We start from the raw sequence: 22,653 nt of genomic DNA, 5'->3' as shown, positions 1-22,653 counted from the left end.
CTTTCTGTAAAGAGTATCTTTTCTATTTTTATACTTAAAAGTGATTCATATTATTTTGAGACGGCACTTACTTCCACTTCATGTCTCAGCTGGGCTTTATAAAGGGTTGCATAATATCCGTTTCTATCCAGAAGTTCAAGATGCTTACCTTCTTCAACAATCTTTCCACGCTCCATAACAATAATTTTATCTGCTTTTTCAATGGTGGAAAGCCTGTGAGCAATAATAATTGAGGTTCTGTTTTTGGTGATTTTTTCTGTTGCCCTCTGGATCAGTTTTTCACTTTCATGGTCTATAGAAGAAGTGGCTTCATCCAGGATAAGGATTTTAGGATCTGACAAATACGCTCTTAGGAATGACAATAACTGTCTTTGTCCAAGAGAGATTGACGAACCTCTTTCACTTACGACATATTCATAGCCTCCGGGAAGGCTTTCGATAAAATCATCGACTTCAATTTCCCTGGCACCGGCTTTTATCTTATCTAAAGTAATGCTATCATCTCCAAAAGCTAAATTCTCAAAAATACTTCCGTGGAACAGGAAAACATCCTGCAGTACCACTCCTATATGTTTTCTTAAATTGTATAATTCGTATTCTTTAAGTTCTACATTATCAATAAAAATCTGCCCTGAATTAATATCATACAATCTGGTAATCAAACTGATAATCGTAGATTTCCCAGCTCCTGTGGCTCCTACGATAGCAACCGTTTCTCCGGGATTCACTTTAAAATCGATTCCTTTCAATACTTCCTGCTTGCTGTCATAGGCAAAATGAACATCCTTGAATTCTATCTTTCCGTCAAAATGATCTTTCTCTACCGTTCCGGTATTCGGCATCGCATAATCTTCATCCATCACTCCCAGCACTCTTTCTGCTCCTACAATTCCTCTCTGGATATTGTTAAAACGGTCTGCAATCTGTCTCAAAGGACGAATCAACATAGAAATATACTGAATAAAAGCAATAACAACCCCGGCACTAATGGTAATATATCCTCCATAAAACAGGATAAAACCTATAAAAAGAGAAGAAATAAGCTCTACTACCGGAAAAAATAATGAGAAAATGAAAACGGTTTTCAACAACGCGTCTTTCAGGGTAATATTAATATCATCAAACTTTTTAAACTCAGCTTCCTGTCTGTTAAACACCTGAATAATCGGCATTCCCGCCAGTCTTTCCTGAACGAATGAGTTTTGATTGGCAGTCCATGTTCTTTCATCTCCAAAAGCTTTCTTCAGCCTTTTCTGGAAAAATCTTGTAATAAGAACCATTAACGGAAGAATAGCAAGCGTGATATAACTCAGATGAACGTCTGTATTGAACATCATCACCAATACGAATACAATTCTAAGAATATCTCCAAAAACCATCAGAAATCCATCGGTATACACTGTGGCAATGGTTTCCACATCTCCTACTGCACGGGTGACAAGCTGCCCGATCGGCGTTTTATCAAAAAATGAGGTTCTGAAATAAATCAGTTTAGCATATAATCGTTCCCGGATATCCCGGATAACATTCTGAGAAATATAATTTGAAAAATAGACTAAAAAAAAGTTTAAAACAGTTTCCGCAAAGACCAACCCTACAAGGATATAGATATGCTTCATCATTAAAGCTTTATCGTGGAGCTTTGTGATGTCATTATCCACCACTTCCATGGTAAGATAGGGCCTGTAAGTAGAAACTATAGACAGTATGATGGAGATAATTAAAGTAAGGATGAACCATGAACGAAACTTCATTCCAATAAAGAACAGCCTCTTTATTATCTCCCAGGTATCTTGTTTTTTCATTGTACGAATTGAAGAAAAAGAATTAAAATAAAATTCTCTGCAAAAATAAGACTTTATAATTTGACAGCCAGAACAACTTGATCAAATAGTGATAGAAAATTTCAGATAGCTGTTATTTACAGTATGAATGAACACACTGCAATAAGAAGCAATTAAAAAACTCAGCATCAACATCTTAATGAACACGAATGAATCAAACAAACTACCAGGCCTGAATTTCGTCAAAGATTTTAAAATTTCTGTGGAGTGCCTATCTCTTCGATTTCTATAGAAGGTTTTTTGGAATATTCTTTTTCAAATTTTTTCTCAAGTAATTTATAAATCCCAAATACAGCTACAATTGCAAATACCCAGCTAATAAGATTAGCAAAGGAAAAATCGGTGTAATTGTTTTGCTGTACAGAATCAGGATTGGTAATTCCCAGATATATTCCATAGCACATAAGAAAAGCAACCTGGAAAAACAGATAAATGGCAATAGCTAAAAGCCCATACTGCCATTTTGTTTTACCAAATCGTTCCGCTAACCCGGCATAATAGCGGTAAGCTCCTATCAAAATAAAAATTGACATCATAATTATTAGTTTTTTTAATGTTTTTAAAATTCGTAGCCCACGTCTACCAGAAATAATCCGTGACCAGGCGCCGAAGTTCCCGCTGCATTGCGGTTTTTATCTTCTATAACCCTCCGAAGTTCTTCAGGCTGTATTTTTCCGGCCCCTATTTCCACCATGGTTCCTACAATAGCCCGAACCATGTTTCTAAGAAAACGGTTTGCAGAAACGGTAAACTTAAGTTCACTCCCATTCTGCTCCCACTCTGCCTTATACATTTTGCAGATGTTGGTTTTATTATCTGTTTTTAATTTTGCAAAACTTGTAAAATCCTCATATTCAAATAAAATTTTACAGGCTTCATTCATTTTATCAATATCCAGAGATCTTCTCCAGAGCTGCCAGGCCGATTCCTGGGTAAAAGGATTTTTCTCCATGGAGATATAATACTCGTATGTTCTGTACGTTGCATCAAAACGGGCATGGAAATCATCCCGTACCGGAAAAATGCTCTTAATGGAAATATCCGGCGGAAGAAAACTGTTCAACCGATGGGTAAGCTGATCGCTTACAGGATTCTCAGTATCAAAATGAGCAAATATTTTTTTGGCATGAACGCCTGTATCTGTTCTTCCGGCACCGGTAGTTTTAATATCTTCTCTTAAAATAGTGGAAAGTGCTTTTTCCAGTTCCTCCTGTACAGAAATGGCATCCGGCTGGATTTGATAGCCGAAATAATTTTTGCCGTTGTAGGAAAATTCAATAAAATACCTCAATGTAATAATATAACTCCACAAAATTAATTTAAATTAATGAAATAATTGTTGAAAACTCCTGCAGAATATTGAATCAAATCCTTCTGAAATTCTTATTTTTGCATTCGTATGAAAAGATGGTACCTCTATCCTTTTTCCCTTGGTTATCATTTGGTAACGGGTATCCGGAACACATTGTATGATCTGGGAATTTTTAAATCTACGAAATTCAAGACACCGATAATTAATGTCGGTAATTTGTCTGTGGGTGGAAGCGGAAAATCGCCAATGGTGATGTATTTGGCTCAATACCTATCCAAACATTATAGAACCGGCGTCCTTTCAAGGGGTTACGGAAGGCTTTCCAAGGGCTATGAAGTCACCAATTATGAAAGCAACTACAAAATAGTAGGCGACGAAGCCATGCAGCTTTTTGAACGTTTTAAGAACCGTTTTGTAATTGCTGTTTCAGAAGAAAGAGTTCCCGGAGCTACAAAAGTAATTTCTGATATGGATCTCGATGTCCTGGTATTGGATGATGCATTCCAGCACAGAGCGATCAAGGCAGGATTTAATATCTTAATGACTGATTTTAATGATCCTTTTTTCAGAGACCACCTTCTTCCTGCGGGAGATTTACGGGAATCCAGAAACGGTTATAAAAGAGCCGACATCATTATGGTCAGTAAATGTCCTGATGAACTGACAGAAGAAACCAAACGGTATTATATTTCAAGGATAAGACCTGAACGAAATCAAAAAGTATTCTTTTCTTCAATCGGCTACGACGAAAATGTATATGGAAAAGAAAAAATGCTTCCGGATAACAACCTGAATTATTATGATATTTTACTCATCACCGGAATTGCCAATCCCAAACCTCTGCTTGAGCATCTTGCTAAATTTTCACAGAGGGTTAAGCACTTAAAATTCAGGGATCATCATAATTTTACAGACGATGATATTAAAAAGATCGTTGCAGAATACAAAAAATTAGGTGAATATAAATTGATACTGACGACGGAGAAAGATTATGTCCGTTTAAAAACCTTTGACTATCTTAGAGATATTGTTTACTACTGGCCTATTAATGTAGTGATCGATAAAAAGGAAGAATTCAACCAAATCATCATCGATTATGTTAGAAAAAATTAAGGAAACAGCTCAGTTTATTAAAAATATTATTCAGGATAGTCCCGATTTTGCGATTGTGCTGGGATCAGGATTGGGAAAACTTCAAGACGAAGTAGAACCCATTCATGTGATGGAATATCACGATATTCCCAATTTCCCGCAAACTACAGTTGTAGGGCACGGTGGAAAATTGATTTACGGAATACTGGAAGGCAAAAAAGTCTTAATGATGAGCGGCCGTTTTCATTACTATGAAGGACATTCCATGGAAACCGTTACATTTCCTATAAGAGTTTTTCATCTGCTAGGTATTAAAAATGTAATTCTTTCAAATGCTTCCGGAGGGGTAAACCCTGCTTATAAGGTAGCAGATATGGTTATTTTAAAAGACCACATCAATATGATGCCTGAACATCCGCTTCGGGGAAAAAATATTGAAGAATTTGGACCTCGTTTCGTAGATATGAGCGAACCTTACAACAAAAAAATGATTGCCGCTGCCGAAAAAGTGGCTGCTGAAAATAATATTACCGTTCACCAGGGAGTATATGTCGGATTACAGGGTCCTACTTTTGAAACTCCTGCAGAATATGGGATGATCAAAGCCATTGGCGGTGACATGGTAGGAATGAGTACCGTTCCCGAAGTGATCGTTGCCAGACATATGGAAATGGATGTTTTCTGTGTTTCTATTATTACAGATCTTGGCGGACCGGATATTGCATTTGCCGTTTCCCATGAAGAAGTGCTTAATGCTGCCAATAAAGCCATGCCTAACGTTATTACCGTAGTAAAAGGTTTGGTGAAAAATTACCACTAAGCATTTATAGAAAATTTCAATCTCTTAAATTTTTCCTAATTCATAAGAAATCAGGTTCTAATTGCGTTTCATTATTTAGCTTTGTATAAATGAAATTGAAAAAATGAGAAAGTCATTATTATTATTTATGATCGGTATTTTTGGATTAAGTTTTTCCCAAAAAGTTCCCACCGTCCTTAAAACCAGCTTTTCTAAAGAAGCCTTACATCAGAAACTGGAAGGTGAAGATGGAAAAAGCATTACCATACAGGATATTCTGAATCAGCATAAAGGAAAAGTAGTCGTCCTTGATTTCTGGGCAGGATGGTGCAGAGACTGTCTGCAAGCCCTTCCGAAAGCTCAGGAACTGGAAAAAAACAATCCGAATATCGATTTTGTATTCCTTTCACTGGAACGGACAAAAGAAAGCTTTGACAGAAGCCTTGATCGGTTCAACATGAAAGATAAAGACAATTACTGGTTTGCTTCGGGCTGGAAAAATGATTTCAATAATTATATTGATCTGAACTGGATCCCAAGATATATGGTCATCGATCAAAAATCTTCCATTGCAAAATACTATGCAATTTCGCCTGAAGATCCGGAAATACAAACTACCATCAATAAGCTTTTACAGTAAAAGTATTCTATGATTTTAAGAGAAGCCACCAGGGAGGATTTAGATATTCTCCTAGCCTTTGAACAGGGTGTTGTTGAGGCAGAAAGACCTTACAACGTAACGTTAAGAAAAGAAAAAATCCATTATTATGATCTGGAATCCCTTATGAATTCTAAGGACGCAACACTTATTGTTGCTGAAAAAGATCATGAAGTCATTGCCTCAGGCTATGCTTTGATTAAACAGCCTGAAAAAGACTACTCTACTTTTAAAGACTACGCATATCTCGGTTTTATGTTTGTAAAGCCGGAGCACAGAGGAAAAGGCGTGAATCAGTTAATTGTAGATGAATTGATCCGATGGTCCAGAAATAAAGGCATTTCTGAAATCAGGCTTGATGTCTATGATCAAAATGAATCTGCTGTAAAAGCGTATGAAAAAGCTGGTTTTGAACCCTTATTTCTTACGATGCGATTGAAATAACAAGTATTCAATTCCCGGAAATAAATGAATCCATATCTTTGTGATATGGATTTTCCTTTTCCTATCCGCAAAATTATTCATGTTGATATGGATGCATTCTATGCTTCCGTGGAGCAGCATGACAATCCTGCACTGAAAGGCAAGCCTGTGGCTGTAGGAGGTGAACACCGCGGAGTAGTTTCTGCGGCCAGCTATGAAGCGAGAAAGTTTGGCGTGCGCTCTGCCATGCCCAGCAAGACCGCAAAAGAAAAATGCCCGCACCTTATTTTTGTTCCGCCGCGTTTTCCGAGGTATAAAGAAATTTCAAAAATGATCCGGGATATTTTTTACGAATATACAGACCTAGTTGAGCCCCTTTCTTTAGATGAAGCCTACCTGGACATTACGGAAAATAAAAAAGGAATAGAATCTGCCAATCAGATTGCTAAAGAAATCCGCCAGAAGATTTTCGAACAAACCGGATTAACGGCTTCAGCAGGCATTTCTGTCAATAAATTTTTAGCAAAAGTAGCTTCCGATATTAATAAACCGAACGGACAAAAAACCATTCATCCTGATAAAATTGAAAGTTTTCTGGAAGAGCTTCCTGTTGAGAAATTTTATGGGGTCGGAAAAGTGACGGCCAATAAAATGTTTACCCTGGGAATTTTTAAAGGAAAAGACCTCAAGAAAAAATCTTTACAGGAACTGATCACTCTGTTTGGAAAATCAGGAGGGTATTACTACAATGTGGTTCGGGGCATTCATACTTCCGAAGTGAAACCTCATCGGATTCAGAAAAGTGTCGCTGTAGAGAGAACATTTTTTGAAGACCTTTTTGATGAACAGCAGATCAATGAAAAGCTGGAGAGCCTGAGTGCTGAACTTCATCAAAGACTGCAGAAAAACAATATCTTAGGCAGATCTTTAACCTTAAAAATTAAATATAAAGATTTTTCACTGTTTACCAGAAGCAGTACCAAAGAAGAGTATTTTATATCACCTGAAGAATATTATACCACCTCAAAAAAGCTTTGGGAGCTCCGTCCATTTGATAAGCCGGTCCGTTTATTGGGATTATCGCTTTCCCATCTGAATACGGAGGAAAAAAAACAGGTTTCTATTCAACTAAAAATACCGTTTGAAGAATTTGAGAATTAATTGTTGGTAAATTATCACTAACTTGTAGAAACCAAATTTTATACTATATGAATCAAACGATAATTCAATTTTTTCACTGGTACTCAGAAGGAGACGGAAAATTATGGAATGAAGCTGAACAACAAGCGAAATATTTATCAGAATTAGGAATTACATCAGTTTGGTTCCCTCCCGCCTACAAAGGAACGAATGGAGGTTATTCTACCGGATATGATGCCTACGACCTGTTTGATCTGGGCGAATTTGATCAAAAAGGAACGGTACCAACAAAATACGGCACCAAAGATCAATACCTAAAAGCAATTGCTGCTTTAAAGAAACATAATATACAGGTTATTGTAGATGTTGTCCTCGGGCATAAAGGAGGCGGTGATGAACTCGAAAAATTCAAAGCGGTAAAAGTAGACGAAGAGAATAGAGATAAAATAATTTCTGATGTTATCGAAATAGAATCCTATACCAAATTTACCTTTCCGGGAAGAGGAAAAAAATACTCTGATTTTGAATGGAATTTCACCTGCTTCAGCGGAGTGGATTATGCAGAAGGCATGGATTCCCATATTTTCAAAATACAGTCTGAATATGGAAACGGCTGGGAAGAAATGATTGATGATGAGAAGGGAAATTATGATTACCTGATGTACAACGATATTGAACACCGGAATCCTTTTGTACGGGAAGAGCTCAATACCTGGGCAAAATGGTATTTTGACCAGACCGATTTTGATGGGGTACGTCTGGATGCTTTAAAACATATTTCTTTTGATTTCTATAAGGAATGGCTTACGATGCTTCGCTCCAATTCTGAAAAAAATATTTTTGCGGTAGGAGAATACTGGGCTCCAGGATATTTAAGCTTACTTCAGAAATACATTGAAGTTACGGAAGGTTGTATGAGTTTATTTGACAGTTCTCTGCAAAATAATTTCCATACGGCATCCAAAGAAGGAAATTCTTATGACCTGAGAAAAATTCTTGATGAAACCCTTACTCAGGCTGATCCGATGCATTCCGTAAGCTTAGTTGATAATCATGATACACAGCCATTACAGGATCTGGAAGCTCCCGTTGAAGAATGGTTTAAACCAATAGCTTATGCGTTGATTTTATTGCGGGAAGACGGTTACCCATGTATTTTCTATCCGGATTTATATGGTGCCCATTACACTGATAAAGATAAGGAAGGAAATGATCAGGAAATATTTCTTAATAAAATTGATGGTCTTGAAGGATTGTTAAAAGCCAGAAAAGATTATGCTTACGGCATTCAGAAAGATTATTTTGAAGATGCGAACTGCCTTGGCTGGGTTCGTGAAGGTGATGATGAGCATCAGGGCTGTGCCGTGGTGGTAAGCAATAAAGATGCATACAGCAAACCTATGGAAATGGGTGAAAAATATATTGGTAAAACCTTTTACGACTTCCTTGGAAGATCAGATGAAAAAGTGGTCATTGATGAAAAAGGCTGGGGCAATTTCCCTGTTCCTGCCGGCAATGTAAGCGTCTGGATTCCTGAATAAATATTTTTAAGCACTAACAATACCAGTCCCTCTTAGGATTTGTGTTGTTAGTGTTTTACTATTAAATGACCTTATGAAGTTCCAGTATTTCTGGTTTTTCTGAATGATCAGCGATAGAACCATTTCGGACAAATTCTGCCCAGAGCGATCGTATTTTCCGCCCATTTTCCGCGATATATTTCCAGGGAATATCTTTTAGCAATTCTGCAGATTTCCAGACCTCTTCTTTTCCAAAAATTAATGGAAGATCTATACAGTGAGCCGCTCCCAGACTATGATTTTTTATAGTGGAGTGAATTCTGAACTGATACACATTTCCTCCTGCCTCAGCATAGTTCTCAGCAAATATTTTTGCAGGTTTTCCGTAAATAGCTTCTGTCGTTAACCGGACAAGTTTGTTGATGATGGTAAGTCCAAATCCTTTTCCAGCATATTTCTTCAGGGTTGGGGATGTTTTGAGATAAAAAGCTGTTTCATCATTATTCAGGCCGATCAGCACATCATACGCTGCAGCTTTCTTTTTCCATTGTTCAGTCACTTCATCTTCTCTGCATAGAGGTGGAAAGCCATACTGAACCCCAAAAGGCATCGCAGCTTTCAATCCGTATTGTACTACAGACGGAACATATTTTCTATATTCATTCATCATTTTTAGCACGTCGGCATCATCTTTCAGAAATTCCGTTTTCCGTAACAATTCTGCGGTCATTTTTTGCCGCTTTTCACGCAGCCCCAATGGAGCACTTTGAATAATCGCTCTTTGAAACAACCCATCCACTCCTTCTGAAATCATCAAATGGGCAATCGCATCTCCTCCTGAAGACTGCCCCATCAGGGTGATATTTTCAGGATCTCCACCCAACGAACTGATATTTTTTTTTATCCAGCGCAAAGCTTCTATGATATCGAAAAGTCCTAAGTTAGGAAGTCTCTTTTCGTTTCCACCTAAAAATCCGAACAATCCCAGTCGGTAAGAAACAGTAACCACCATAATATGCTGTTCTTTTACCCATTCGCACGGATCAGCGGTGGGCAAGTCTCCGCATCCGATCTCATACGATCCGCCGTGAATCCATACCACTACAGGAAATTTTTCATCTTCATTATCATTTTCAGGGCGAACTACGGATAAAAACTGGGTAGATTCATCTACGTCAAAACGTTCAATATGAGTAGGACCGATCATATTTTCCACCAATGGACTGATCGTTTGCGGGGCAACAGGAGTTTTATGGGGAAAAATGATTTCTGAGGATGAAGACTCTACCGGAACAGGCTTTTGAAATCTTTCGGAATGGGCATAACGGATACTTTTCGCCTTAATAATTCCATTTTCCTTTAATGCGATGATTTTTCCTGACGGGGTCTGAAAAGTATAGGTGCCGATATTCTGTTGTGATTTCATTCTCAAAAAAATAACTTCTCTCCTTAAAATTAATTCAGTTTTTTGAAAAGAGAAAACTTTTACGATTGTTTTTTTCTTTTAGTTATGGTAGAAGGAGAGCATTTATTAAAAAAAAATGCCTTTTACATCACAGGAAAGTACTCCCCTTTTGTAAAGGGAAGTCCGTAAACTGATCAGTTATAGGTTTAAAGAGAAAATTTAATGTAACGTTTTATATTCACTCGGGGAAATTCCAACCTTTGTTTTAAAGAGTCTTGTAAAATGCTGCGGATATTTAAAACCAAGATCATAAGAAATCTCACTGATCGATTTTGCAGGAATAAAAATCTGTTCTTTGGCGACTTCTATCAGTTTATTATGAATAAATTCCTGGGCTGAGACCCCAAGTTCTTTTTTTATTAAATCTCCGAAATAATTGGCTGAAAGATTAAGCTGCTCTGCAAAATAGTTAACCATTGGAAAACCTAAGTTTTTAGGCTTGTCAGAACGCAGATAGTCATCGAGAAGATGTTCAAATTTACCAATGAATCCACGGTTCACATGATCTCTCGTCACAAACTGACGGTCATAAAAACGCATGCAGTAGTTTAAAAACAATTCGATATTATTGACGATTAAAGATTTACTGTGTTTATCAATAGCCTGTTCCAGTTCATGTCTGATATTTTTGAAACACTCAAGAATAATTTCCCGTTCTTTTTCGGAAAGGTGCAGGGCTTCATGTACATCATACGAAAAGAAAGAATAATCATTGATATGCTTCCCGAGATTGGTTCCTTTGATGAGATCCGGATGAAATAATAAAGCATATCCTGCAGGCTGTCTGTAGGTTCCATCACCTGTAATGCCGCTGAGCTGCCCGGGAGCAATAAATACAAGTGTTCCTTCCTGATAATCATACGTGTGTTTGCCATAATACATATCGCCACAGTTCACATCTTTTAGGAAAACCGTATAGAATCCATAATTCCTGCGGTACTGGCAGATCGGGTCAGATTTTGCAAAATCGACCACACTCACCAGCGGATGAAGGGTTTCGTGATTCACCATCCTGTTATAATCCGAAACATTATCTATTATTTCAACTTCTTGATTATCCATGAAATGCATTTTAAGCGCATTCAAAATTACTACTTTCTGATTTACCTTCTATGATGTCTGTAAAATTGGTAAGTATTTCCGTAATTTGTATAAGCCAGGTTCATCTAAAAGTATCGAATTTTGCATCGTTATGAAAACATTCAATAATGATCATTTTCCTATGATGATATTGAATGTATGAAGCCGATACCTGATGAGGAATAATAACAATAAGAGTACAAACAAATATTAATAAAAAAAATTAAATGAGCACAATCACAGTAAAAGCTTACGGAACTGAGTCTACGACAGCAGACTTACAGGAAATGAATATTGAAAGAAGAGAGACCACTCCCAAGGATGTAGAAATTGAAATTCTATATTGCGGGGTTTGTCATTCTGACCTTCATACAGCACGTAATGACTGGGGTGGAACAAAGTATCCTGCTGTTCCGGGACATGAAATCGTAGGGAGAATTACCAACATCGGGAATGATGTCACTAAATTTAAAGTAGGAGATCTGGCAGCAGTAGGTTGCTTAGTAGATTCATGCGGAACTTGCGAAAGCTGCAAGAAAGATTTGGAGCAATACTGCCTGAACGGATTTACAGGAACGTATAACGGAAATGATAAGCATTTAGGAGGTCATACTTTCGGAGGGTATTCTGAGAAAGTAGTGGTAGATGAAAATTTCGTTTTAAGAGTGCCAGAAAATTTAGATCTTGCTGCGGTAGCACCTCTTCTTTGTGCAGGAATTACTACCTGGTCGCCTTTAAGACACTGGAACGTAGGTCCGGATTCTAAAGTTGCGGTTGTAGGATTGGGAGGTCTTGGACACATGGCAATTAAATTGGCAAAAGGATTAGGCGCTGAAGTAACGTTATTCTCCAGAACACCTGGAAAAACTGAGGATGCCAAACAACTGGGTGCAGATCATGTAGTGATCTCTACAGATGAAAATCATATGGATTCTGTAAAAGGAAAATTCGATGTCATTATTGATACGGTTCCGTATGTGCATGATGTAAATCCTTATGTGGCTACTTTAAATATCAGTGGAACTTTGGTTTTGGTAGGATATTTAGGTGGATTAGAGCCTATTTTAAATACGGTTCCTATGATTATGGGAAGAAGATCTGTAGCGGCTTCTTTAATCGGAGGTATTGCTGAAACTCAGGAAATGCTGGATTTCTGCGGAGAGCATAATATTGTTTCTGAAATTGAAATGATCAAAATGCAGGATATCAACGATGCGTACGAAAGAATGCTGAAAAGCGATGTAAGATACCGTTTCGTAATTGATATGAAATCTTTATAATTCTTAAAAGATAAACACAAAGGCTCTTCATTCAGAAGGGCCTTTTTATTTATAATTACAACATCAAGGTTGTATCCGTTCTTTGTAATCTCTCTTCATATCCTGAAAAGCCCAATCCGCCATTGCATCAATGACAGGAGCTAATTGGCTGCCCGCTTCACTCAGTTCATAAGTAACATGAGGAGGAACGACAGCTTTTGCTGTTCGGACCACCAATCCGTCTGCTTCCAACTGTTTTAAATGCTGGATCAGCATTTTTTCCGTTACTTCCGGAATGGCTCTTTTCAGCTCACTGTACCGTTTACTTCCTGTGGAAAGATGAAACAGAATAATTGGTTTCCAAAAGCCACCAATTTTTCCCATCACATACATTACAGGGCACTGCTCCAGTATATTTTTTCGATTCTCCTGAATGGTAGAACTCTCTTTAATTACGGTCATGATACATACTTTAGGGTAAGTACTTGTATAAAAGTAAGTACAAATATACCTTTGTTATCAGAAATAAAAAATATTTATTATGAAAATTATCATCACAGGTTCTCTGGGAAATGTAGCAAAGCCTTTATCACAACAATTGATTGCAGAAGGGCATGATATTACAGTGATCAGCAGCAATCCATCAAAAAAAAGTGAAATTGAAGCTTTGGGAGCAACACCTGCCATTGGTTCAGTAACAGACTTGGATTTTTTAACAGCAACTTTTGAAGGAGCAGATGCAGTTTTTGCGATGACCCCTCCAATTATGGGTGCCACTCATATTGTTGAAAATACGATTCATGCAGGAAAAAATTATGCAGAAGCCATTTCAAAAACAGGAGTAAAAAAAGTGGTTATGCTCAGCAGCGTTGGAGCAGATTCTCCAATCGATAATGGCCCTATTAAAGGACTTCATCATATTGAAAAATTATATGGTACACTGGAAAATACCTCCGCTGTTTTTCTAAGAGCGGGTTATTTTTATATTAATTTCTTTAATGATATTCCTTTGATTAAAAATGCCGGAATTATCGGTGGAAATTACGCTGAAAATATAAATGTTCCATTAGTACATCCTGTTGATATTGCAAAAGCAGCCGCAGAAGAGCTGGTAAAAAATTCTGATGGCAAACAGGTAAGATATATCGTGAGCGATGTTCGACCGGCTGGTGATTTTGCTAAAATACTTGGCGCTGCAATTGCAACACCCGAATTGCCATGGGTGGAATTCAAAGATGAAGAATCTCTAAATGGAATGCTTCAGGCAGGTCTTCCACAGGAAATGGCTGAATTATATGTTGAAATGGGGAAAGGGATTAGAACAGGCGTTGTTCAGGATGATTTTATCAAGCAAGGTTCTCCGGTTAACGGAAAGATTACATTAGAAGAGTTTGCGAAGGAATTTGCTACCCAATTTAATTCTTAAACTGATACTGTATATAAAGATTCCGGCGCACCAAAGGTGCGCCGGAATCTTTTGTAACTCATCTTATTTATATCAAATCTATTTTTTCAAGACTTGTTTTAGTACTTTAAATTTTCCATCAACAGGCTGATCTATTTTTAATCCTAAAACTTCTGCAACCAATGGATAGACATTTACATTTGAAAATTCATCGATCACCAGATTATTTTTAAATACAGGTCCCCAGGCATAAAATGTTGCTTTCATTTCCGGGACTATTTTCGGATTATAACCATGTTTTCCTACGGAAGTCTTCTTCCCTTTTTCTAAAAATATTTTAGGAGCTTTTGGAATCAGAAGAATCTGCCCAATTCTGTTATACCGATCATCTCTGGTTGCAAAATGAAGGTATTTGGGAAGCTTTTTATCTAAATATACTTCGTAATCATCTGTTTTTTCTGCTGCCAATTGCTTATAAACTGCTTTCACCTCATCCGGGTTTTTAACGTATACCCGTAATAATGTCTGGGAATTATAAAAATCAAATCGATCTTTATTGAAGAGCATTGCAGGAATTTCCAAAGGTGCTCCTCCATCTACTTTAATCATTCCATGGTCAGAAACAAAAACAAAGTTTACATTGTTCAATCCTAAATCATGGACTTTCTGAACAAGGTCTCCTATGGCTTTATCTATTAAATGAACAGCATCTTCCGTTTCCCTTGTATCTGGTCCGAAATGATGTCCGCTTCCATCCACTTCCGGAAAGTATAATGAAATAAAATGAGGTCTTTTGTCCATAGGCAATTTCAACCAATTGACTACTTTATCTACTTTTTCAGAAGGGGTAAATTTTTCGTGGTAAGGGTAATAATAGGTTGGCCTCATTCCGCCGGCATCACTTGCAGAACCTACCCACATCAAAGATGCTGCAAGCATTCCCTGCTTTTCGGCCAATCCCCAAAGTGGAGTTCCACCGTACCAGCTTCCGTCTTCAGCATTTTTTTTATTGCTCATTGCATAGGTCTCTTTCTTTTTGTAATCATAGAAAAAGTTATCTATTAAACCATGATGTGAAGGGTAAAGACCGGTAACTAAGCTCCAGTGGTTGGGAAAAGTAATGCTTGGATAACTCGGAATCATGGCTTTAGCCTGTACTCCTTCGCCTGACAGCTGTAAAAGATTCTGAGCATTATACTTTTTAGCATAATCATAGCGGAAACCGTCTGTAGAAATCATAATTACATACGGTTTGGTTTGTGCATCAACAGAGTTATATCGATTGGGAATTATTACCTGTGCTGTATCTACATTTTCTTTTTGTGCAAAAGCAGTTAAAGAAACCAACAGCAGTAAAAATTGTAATCCTCGCTTCATTATAGAAATTTTCCACAAAGTTACAGCCCGTAATTCTTACAGAAAAGTTTCATGGGTTAAAAAAACATTAAATTGAAAAAAAAGAACCGGAATGAAAAGTATTAAAATTTAACCTTCTCGGAATTATTTTCTTCCTGTATCCGGTTAATATATTCGCTGGGGGTAATTCCTTCTATCGATTTAAATACTCTGTTGAAAGTAGCCTGGTTAGAAAATCCGGCCTCCGTATAAATGTACATTAATGTTACTTTCTGCAAATTACTTTCATTAATCAGCGTTTTAACATAATTAATTCTATGCTCATTCAAGTAGTTACTAAAATTCTGATAGCCTTTACACCGAATAACCCTTGAAAGATGTGTATAATTAATATTAAGAGAGGTACTTAGCATGGAGATATTTAAGTTTGTCTTTTGAAACATTTTCTCATTCTCCATCATACTTTCCAGCTTTTCAAATAATTTTTCATCTCCCTCGTCTATAACAGGTACACTTTCAATACTTTTCTGGTTTATCATTTCTGTATTCTGCACTTTACTACCTTCCTGTTTATAGGTCTCAACATCTGCCAGAATCTTCACTTTGTTGATTTTATTATTATAGATAAGCAGTAGAATGATAACAAGGAGATTATATCCAAAAAGAAATACATCCGCAATAACAACTTCATCACGGGAATATTTGAAAAATTTGTACCCAAAATATTGATATACAAAAAAACAGGCAACAATGTTTATAATTAAATAAACAGAATACAAGATGATTTCCTTTTTTGAAAAAAATACATATGCTGCCAGCGGAAGAGGAAATAGCGAAACAATACTGCTAATAGAATTATCCCAAAATGTAAGCATAATATAAAAATTATACAATGGTGCAATAATCAAATACCCATGGATAATCTGATCTGCAGAATATTTTCCTTTTACCAGAAGATAGGTATAAGAAAAAAATAGTGAGCCTCCTATAAGGTATAATACTATAGGGGGATTATAAATGAAAAATTTAAAAACAATAATAAATAATATGAATACACAGCACAAAATGACACTGTACCGGTGTATAAATTGCTTTTTCAGGCTTTCAATTTTATCAAGATATAAAGCTTCCATCATATCATACAATATACTAAAATTATTTTTCAATTATAACTTAAATAAAATACTGACTTTAAGCAGATTAAAAATAATAAGTTCATATTGAAAATCAACTTAACTCTAATTATTTTGATTTACTAAGATAGTTAATTTTGCAAAATCAAGTACAATAATTTACCAATCTCTACCTAATTGAATATTTATATAACTACAAAACAAACATTGCTCAGTATTATGCTAGTACTATTTGTTTTTGGACAAGTCAAAAAGAGGAATGATTTTGCAGCTTATAAAAATGCACAAGAAAAAATTGAGTATTGCAAAAATATGGTTTTAATTATCAGGCCCCTCCAAAAATGATTCAGTATATACAAATAATAAGAAAAAAACACACAAAACTGTTCTTCGTTTAATCTAACATTTAACCTTCATAAATATGAGAAATAGAATATTTTATATGTTCTTGCTGATATTCTTTTCAGCAACCGCATTCGGGCAAGTAGGGATTAATACCGCTACTCCCAATTCTAAAGCTGCATTGGATGTGGTTTCTAAAAACAATAATACCGGGGTTCTAATTCCCCGTCTTACCACTGTGCAAAGAGATGCTATTGGAGCAGCCACCACAGAAGATGGATTGACCATCTATAATACAGATGAGAAGTGCTACAATTATTACCAGTCTACAAATGCAACATGGCTGAGTTTATGTGGTACTTATCAAAAGTCAACCTATACTGTGGATTGTACTTCGGTAAAAACATTTGGTACTTACACTCAAGGAACGTCATTAAATAACAGCAATTACATTACGATGTCTGTGACGGTAACGAAAATAGGAACCTATAGTATTATTGCCAAAACAACTAATGGTTACTACTTTGAAAAGTCCGGGGTATTTCCCAACACCGGTACTTTTACCATCACTTTAGATGGATCCGGAGCCCCTGTTGCCGGACCTCAGACCGATACCCTTTCTTTTGTATATGACGGAGTTACCGATACTGCCTGTACAAACAAAACACTCAATGTATTAGGATCTCAGGTAAGCTATGGAATTAATTGCGGCGGTGCAGTGGTAAACGGAACTTACAATAAAAATGTACAACTGGTATATGACACCAATACTGTTACTATTGCTCTTTCCAATGTAGATACTGCAGGGACCGTGAGTATTAATACATCTACCAATAATGGAGTAAGCTTTACTACTACAGAAGCTATTACAGCCAGCAGTACAAACATCACATTGCATGGTGTAGGAACCCCGACAAGTGCCGGTATGTATACTTTTACTTTTACTACTAATGGAGCTAACCCTCAGACTTGCACTTTCTCTGTAGTCTTCGGAACTACTACAGGTACTTTTGCCAATCCGGCAAACCGATGTCTTGAAATATACAATGATGGAAAAACAGCAGATGGTTATTACTGGGTAAAAGATGCCAGTGGTAATAAGTATAAAACATACTGTGATATGTTCAATGGAGGATGGACTTTGATTAAGTCTCTTTCTGAAAGACAAATCTTAGTCGTAGAAAGAACACAGAATGAATCATGGTCTACCCAAACAGTAAGAAATGCTGTAACTACGGAAACAGGAGTATTTAATGAATATGCATTCTCTTTATCCTCTGCTACAGTAAATAACATAGGAAGTGGTGGTACAGGTGCCAAAGAATACCGTTTTTCGATAAAAGAAAAAGGACATACTGGGACAACATTAACAGAAGTAGAAAGTACTACGGTAGCGCCGGTGAATGATTATTGGGCAAAGATCAATTATATTAATGCCAGCGTTACCGATGGAAACTTAGCAACATCCAATTACAGTAATTTTGGAAACACAACATCAGGTAAATTGTTCGGCTTTGATTTCAGTAAACCTGTTACAGGAAATACTCCTTATAAATTAAACGGTGTTGATTTCGCTATCAATATTCCAGGACTGTACAGTTCAGCCAATTTCTATACAGGAATTTATGGTGGTAATGGATATGCAGGAAGTAATACACCAGCCAATAACCTGACGTATACTTATCCTACCGCACAAACCTATACTTTTAATAAATATTACGTTAATGATATGTTTGGATTGTATATGAACTCCGAAACTCAGCTCAATCACCATATCGGTACCTGCTCAAACAGTACAGATGATTACGGAGGAGCAAGTTTTTGTAATGCGGGATGGACTAACTGGAGACCTCATAATTTTAATTTAAGATCCGGTAATTACGAAGGAAGAATTATCCAGTATTGGGTAAAATAGTTCATCTTTCTCCCAGAGATTCTCTTTAAAGTCTCTGGATTTAAATAAAAAACACAAACTTTCTATAAAAATACCCTGCTGTTTCTTATCTTAATTTTCATAGATAGGATTCAGTGGGGTATTTTACTTTTTACTAATCAAAATATTGCGGACACTAAAATCCATTGTTTTCTAAAAACCACATACGCATCCAGAGAAAGAGAAAAATCAGTAAAAATATTTTCTCTCTATCAACACCAATAATCCTCTTGTATGGCGCCTACTATCATTAGATCATATGAATTAATATATAAGATCTAAATCTCATTTTAAAGTTTACTAGGCAACTATATTCAGACTATAGCTGATTTAAGTAATTATATTCAGACTATAACTCACTTAACAATATATAAAACAACAACATAACTACTTTAAATAGATATTGAAAATTATCTTACTCCTGATTATTTTGATTTGTTAGGATATATAATTTTGTAACATCAAATATAATTAACTCACTAAGACCTCTATATTGAATATCTATTTTCTCATAAAAAAAATATTGATCAGCATTATGTTGATCTTATTTATTTTTGCCAATGCACGCGAGAATAATGATTCTGTAGATCAAAAAAATATAGACCAAGAACCAGAAAAAGCAAGCATTTTTATTTCTGAAGAAACATGTATTTCTGGAGAGGAGATCATTTATAATGCAAATTATACTGTAATAAAAACGAAAAAATTCAAGACAAATCATAAACTTTCAGCCAATAAAAATAAGCCCGGAAAAGCTAAACATACAATACCCATTGTAAAGAAAGTCCATTTTAAGAACACAATTTTATATAACTATACAGAACTGTTCGCTTCTGCTAATAAAAAAGCACCGTGTATAAGATTAATTGAACAGCATGAATTAGGTCTGGCCGCTATTTATTACACAGATATACAGTTACATGATTTTAGGATGGTATTGTTATCTGCTTATAATCATATTTCAATTGAGCATGACAAAAACATAATTTTAAGTATCAGGCCCCCTCCAACCAATGATTTTAAATACATACAAACAATTAAGAGAAGAGCATAAAGCTTTTCTTCATTTACTCTAAAATTTAAACTCATTAAGATGAAAAATAAAATACTTTATATGTTCTTACTGCTATGTTTTTCAGCAAGAATATTTGGACAAGTAGGGATAAATACCTCTACTCCTAATACTAAATCTGCATTGGATATAGTTTCTAAAAACAATAATACAGGAATTCTAATTCCCCGTCTCACCACTGCACAAAGAGATGCCATTGGAGCAGCCTCTACTGAAGATGGATTAACCATCTATAATACAGATGAAAAATGCTACAACTATTATCAGTCAACTAATGCAGCATGGTTAAGCTTATGTGGTACCTATCAAAAAGCAGTATACACAGTAAATTGTGCTAACATTAAAGTATTTGGCACCTACACACAAGGGACGTCACTAAATACAAGTAATTATATTACAATGCCTATTACCGTAACAAAGGCAGGTACTTATAGCATTATTGCTAAAACAACTAATGGATATTATTTCGAAAAATCCGGTGTATTTCCAAATACAGGAACTTTCACCATTACTTTAGATGGTTCCGGAGCACCAGTTACAGGGCCACAAACCGATACACTATCTTTCATATATGATGGAGTAACAGATACTACATGTACCAGCAAAACGATTAGCGTTTTAGGCTCTCAGGTGAGTTATAGCATCAATTGTGGTAGTGCAGTGGTAAACGGAACCTATATGCAGGGTGAATCTCTGGATGCAAGTAATTATGTAACAATCCCTTTGTCCGGCGTTACTACCGGAGGTACAGTTACAATTGCTACAGGTACTAATAATGGCGTTACTTTCTCTACGACAGAGACCATTACGACATCCAGCACTTCTATTACACTGAAAGGTCAGGGTATTCCAACAAGTGCCGGGACGTACACCTTCACCTTTATTACTAATGGTGCAACGCCTGTTACCTGCTCTTTTAACGTGAAGTTTGATACCACAATAGGAACTTTTGCCAATCCGGCAGACCGATGTTACCAGATATTACAAGCTGATGCGAGTAAGGCAGATGGTGAATACTGGATAAAAACAAGCTCTTCCGATACTACACCTGTAAAAACACTTTGTGATATGACGAATGGCGGCTATACCCTTTTATGGTCATTTTCCGAAAAATCAGCTTATTCTATCAATGCAGATTTATATGGTGCCAATACCAATAACATGGACATGAGCAATACTGCAGCTGGTTTTTTACAAAATAGACCAAGAAATATGGTTACGACAAACGGTTCAAATATAACCGGTACTAATATTGGCTTATATAATGATTACAGACTTTCTTTAGCAACTATGCAGAATATACGTTCTGCAAACCCTGGAGATTACAGAGTGAGAATCACCGTAAGCCCTACAGATATGAATGATACCTGGGGAGTGAATAATTTTTTCAGAATAAAGCCAACCTCAGGATACGATTATATTGCAAACTCTAACAGTACATGTACTGAAAGTAATGTATCAGCAGTAGGTAAATTATTTGGATACGCTTATAACGGATCAACGAACACTCCTACTTATAATGGAGTTGCAGTTAATGGAGACATTTGTCCTTATGTAGGAACAGGATATGGAAATCACTTTGATGCAGGCCAAAGGATTGCAAGCAACCCAACTAATTATACCGTAATACCGGGAGGCCAGACCTTTAATGCGTACTACTTTAATGACCTTTTTGGTTTCTTTGGAGAAACAGAGATTAATCACCATTTTGGTAAATGTGGTGCCGGATCAGATGATTTTGCATTTACAACAACTAACTGTAGCAGCAGCCAGCTGGTTCCACACTCATTCAACAGTGGAGAAGGAAGGGTATTGCAGTGGTTTGTAAAATAATGAAAAGTGAAGGCAGTTTGTAAAGGCTGTCTTCTTTTCAACTTCAAATACAAAACATAATTGTATATAAAAATATCCTGCTGTCTCTTATTATATTTTTTTTCATAGACAAAATATAAGATTCAGCGGGGTATTTATTTTTAACCCAGCCCTACCCAATTCACATACAATGATTTAAACAAATTCTTTTATATTCCAAAAACACAAATCATGAACTTATTAGAAAAATTTTTCAGCCTCACTATGATTGATATAATTCGGTATATATTGATATCAGGTATCTTTTATTTGGTATGTTATCTGATCTATAAAAAATCATTGGCTTCTGCCAAAATACAAAAAAGAGAGGTTTCAAATAAAGATATAAGAAGAGAAATCTATCATTCTTTAGTCTCCTCCATCATCATGACATTTCTTGTATTTTTAATCATGCATACGGATATTGCAACCTATACCCAATTATATCACAATACTTCTGATTACTCTATCCTATGGCTTATAACAAGTATTCCTATTGGAATGTTTATTCATGACACGTATTTTTATTGGCTACATCGCTTCCTGCATTATAAAAAAATATTCAGGCATGTACATCTTGTCCATCATCAATCTAATAATCCCAGCCCTTTTTCATCTTATTCATTCCATATTCTGGAAGCGATTGGGGAAGCATTGATTATTCCTTTATTGCTATTCATCATTCCGCTTCATCCTATTGCCATTTATAGTTTCACTCTCTTTTCTCTTATCATTAATGTATATGGTCATCTGGGATACGAGATTGCTCCTCAATGGTTTAGAAAATCTTTTTTATTTAATATTCTCAATACTTCTGTATATCATAATATGCATCATAGCAAATTTCATGGAAATTATGGTTTATATTTTAGATTTTGGGACAGGATCATGCACACAGAAGATCCCAGGTACATAGAATTATATGATGAAATTCAGCGTAACAGATTCCCAAGTTAATCCTAAATCTAT

At 36.1% G+C, this 22,653-nt stretch carries 20 protein-coding genes; 12 read left to right on the top strand and 8 right to left on the bottom strand.

The features are described from left to right. Positions 1-50: 50 nt before the first annotated feature. From SB679_RS14000 to truA, 3 genes are all read right to left on the bottom strand, one after another. Entirely contained in the window at positions 51-1,805 is a 1,755-nt protein-coding gene (locus SB679_RS14000; RefSeq protein ID WP_410702911.1) for an ABC transporter ATP-binding protein, read from the bottom strand. 230 nt (positions 1,806-2,035) lie between these two features. Further along, the gene (locus SB679_RS13995) at positions 2,036-2,380 is read right to left on the bottom strand and encodes a hypothetical protein (RefSeq protein WP_410702910.1); all 345 of its coding nucleotides are present in this window, start codon (positions 2,378-2,380) and stop codon (positions 2,036-2,038) included. A gap of 23 nt (positions 2,381-2,403) precedes the next feature. Next, on the bottom strand, positions 2,404-3,135 hold the full coding sequence (truA, locus tag SB679_RS13990; protein WP_410702909.1) for a tRNA pseudouridine(38-40) synthase TruA: 732 nt from the start codon (positions 3,133-3,135) through the stop codon (positions 2,404-2,406). A gap of 108 nt (positions 3,136-3,243) precedes the next feature. On the opposite strand from truA, the gene lpxK reads away from it, so the two are divergent. The 6 genes from lpxK to SB679_RS13960 all read left to right on the top strand — a co-directional run bounded on the left by lpxK (position 3,244) and on the right by SB679_RS13960 (position 8,809). After that, positions 3,244-4,269, top strand: a complete 1,026-nt coding sequence (gene lpxK, locus SB679_RS13985; protein WP_410702908.1) for a tetraacyldisaccharide 4'-kinase — start codon at positions 3,244-3,246, stop codon at positions 4,267-4,269. After that, the gene (locus tag SB679_RS13980; protein WP_410702907.1) at positions 4,253-5,068 is read left to right on the top strand and encodes a purine-nucleoside phosphorylase; all 816 of its coding nucleotides are present in this window, start codon (positions 4,253-4,255) and stop codon (positions 5,066-5,068) included. The genes lpxK and SB679_RS13980 overlap by 17 nt, the downstream gene beginning before the upstream one ends. 103 nt (positions 5,069-5,171) lie before the next feature. Beyond that, positions 5,172-5,687, top strand: a complete 516-nt coding sequence (locus tag SB679_RS13975) for a TlpA family protein disulfide reductase (protein ID WP_410702906.1) — start codon at positions 5,172-5,174, stop codon at positions 5,685-5,687. Between the two features lie 9 nt (positions 5,688-5,696). Continuing rightward, on the top strand, positions 5,697-6,149 hold the full coding sequence (locus tag SB679_RS13970) for a GNAT family N-acetyltransferase (protein ID WP_410702905.1): 453 nt from the start codon (positions 5,697-5,699) through the stop codon (positions 6,147-6,149). 45 nt (positions 6,150-6,194) lie between these two features. Further along, a complete protein-coding gene (gene dinB / locus SB679_RS13965; RefSeq protein ID WP_034710386.1) occupies positions 6,195-7,289 on the top strand; it encodes a DNA polymerase IV in 1,095 nt (364 codons plus the stop codon). Between the two features lie 47 nt (positions 7,290-7,336). After that, positions 7,337-8,809, top strand: coding sequence for an alpha-amylase (locus tag SB679_RS13960; RefSeq protein WP_410702904.1), 1,473 nt, complete (start codon positions 7,337-7,339; stop codon positions 8,807-8,809). 61 nt (positions 8,810-8,870) lie between these two features. Here the strand turns inward: SB679_RS13960 and SB679_RS13955 are convergent, their stop codons facing one another. Both SB679_RS13955 and SB679_RS13950 read right to left on the bottom strand, forming a co-directional pair. After that, entirely contained in the window at positions 8,871-10,214 is a 1,344-nt protein-coding gene (locus SB679_RS13955; RefSeq protein WP_410702903.1) for a carboxylesterase family protein, read from the bottom strand. Between the two features lie 198 nt (positions 10,215-10,412). Continuing rightward, on the bottom strand, positions 10,413-11,315 hold the full coding sequence (locus tag SB679_RS13950) for a helix-turn-helix domain-containing protein (protein ID WP_410702902.1): 903 nt from the start codon (positions 11,313-11,315) through the stop codon (positions 10,413-10,415). Positions 11,316-11,560: 245 nt separating this feature from the next. Between SB679_RS13950 and SB679_RS13945 the strand changes: the two genes are divergently transcribed. Continuing rightward, positions 11,561-12,613: an NAD(P)-dependent alcohol dehydrogenase gene (locus SB679_RS13945; RefSeq protein ID WP_410702901.1), complete on the top strand. Its 1,053-nt coding sequence runs from the start codon at positions 11,561-11,563 to the stop codon at positions 12,611-12,613. Between the two features lie 63 nt (positions 12,614-12,676). On the opposite strand, the gene SB679_RS13940 is transcribed toward SB679_RS13945, so the two are convergent. Then, positions 12,677-13,054 carry a winged helix-turn-helix transcriptional regulator gene (locus SB679_RS13940; protein WP_410702900.1) on the bottom strand — a complete coding sequence of 126 codons (378 nt, stop codon included), beginning with the start codon at positions 13,052-13,054 and terminating at the stop codon, positions 12,677-12,679. Positions 13,055-13,133: 79 nt separating this feature from the next. Here SB679_RS13940 and SB679_RS13935 point away from each other — a divergent pair, with 79 nt between their 5' ends. Continuing rightward, entirely contained in the window at positions 13,134-14,018 is an 885-nt protein-coding gene (locus SB679_RS13935) for an NAD(P)H-binding protein (protein ID WP_410702899.1), read from the top strand. A gap of 78 nt (positions 14,019-14,096) precedes the next feature. On the opposite strand, the gene SB679_RS13930 is transcribed toward SB679_RS13935, so the two are convergent. Beyond that, entirely contained in the window at positions 14,097-15,374 is a 1,278-nt protein-coding gene (locus tag SB679_RS13930) for an ectonucleotide pyrophosphatase/phosphodiesterase (RefSeq protein ID WP_410702898.1), read from the bottom strand. 101 nt (positions 15,375-15,475) lie between these two features. Beyond that, a complete protein-coding gene (locus SB679_RS13925) occupies positions 15,476-16,519 on the bottom strand; it encodes a helix-turn-helix domain-containing protein (RefSeq protein ID WP_410702897.1) in 1,044 nt (347 codons plus the stop codon). A gap of 388 nt (positions 16,520-16,907) precedes the next feature. Here SB679_RS13925 and SB679_RS13920 point away from each other — a divergent pair, with 388 nt between their 5' ends. From SB679_RS13920 to SB679_RS13905, 4 genes are all read left to right on the top strand, one after another. Continuing rightward, positions 16,908-18,743, top strand: coding sequence for a fibrinogen-like YCDxxxxGGGW domain-containing protein (locus tag SB679_RS13920; RefSeq protein ID WP_410702896.1), 1,836 nt, complete (start codon positions 16,908-16,910; stop codon positions 18,741-18,743). Between the two features lie 553 nt (positions 18,744-19,296). Continuing rightward, positions 19,297-19,815: a hypothetical protein gene (locus SB679_RS13915; RefSeq protein WP_410702895.1), complete on the top strand. Its 519-nt coding sequence runs from the start codon at positions 19,297-19,299 to the stop codon at positions 19,813-19,815. Between the two features lie 39 nt (positions 19,816-19,854). Further along, complete coding sequence (locus SB679_RS13910; RefSeq protein WP_410702894.1) at positions 19,855-21,666, top strand: fibrinogen-like YCDxxxxGGGW domain-containing protein; 1,812 nt, start codon at positions 19,855-19,857, stop codon at positions 21,664-21,666. A 210-nt stretch (positions 21,667-21,876) separates the two neighbouring features. Continuing rightward, on the top strand, positions 21,877-22,641 hold the full coding sequence (locus SB679_RS13905) for a sterol desaturase family protein (protein WP_410702893.1): 765 nt from the start codon (positions 21,877-21,879) through the stop codon (positions 22,639-22,641). The last annotated feature ends 12 nt before the right edge of the window (positions 22,642-22,653 follow it).

Source organism: Chryseobacterium sp. SIMBA_029 (assembly GCF_046535275.1).
Classification (GTDB): Bacteria; Bacteroidota; Bacteroidia; order Flavobacteriales; family Weeksellaceae; genus Chryseobacterium.
The sequence above is the reverse complement of the archived record's forward strand: the minus strand, read 5'-3'. Positions and strand labels throughout refer to the sequence as shown.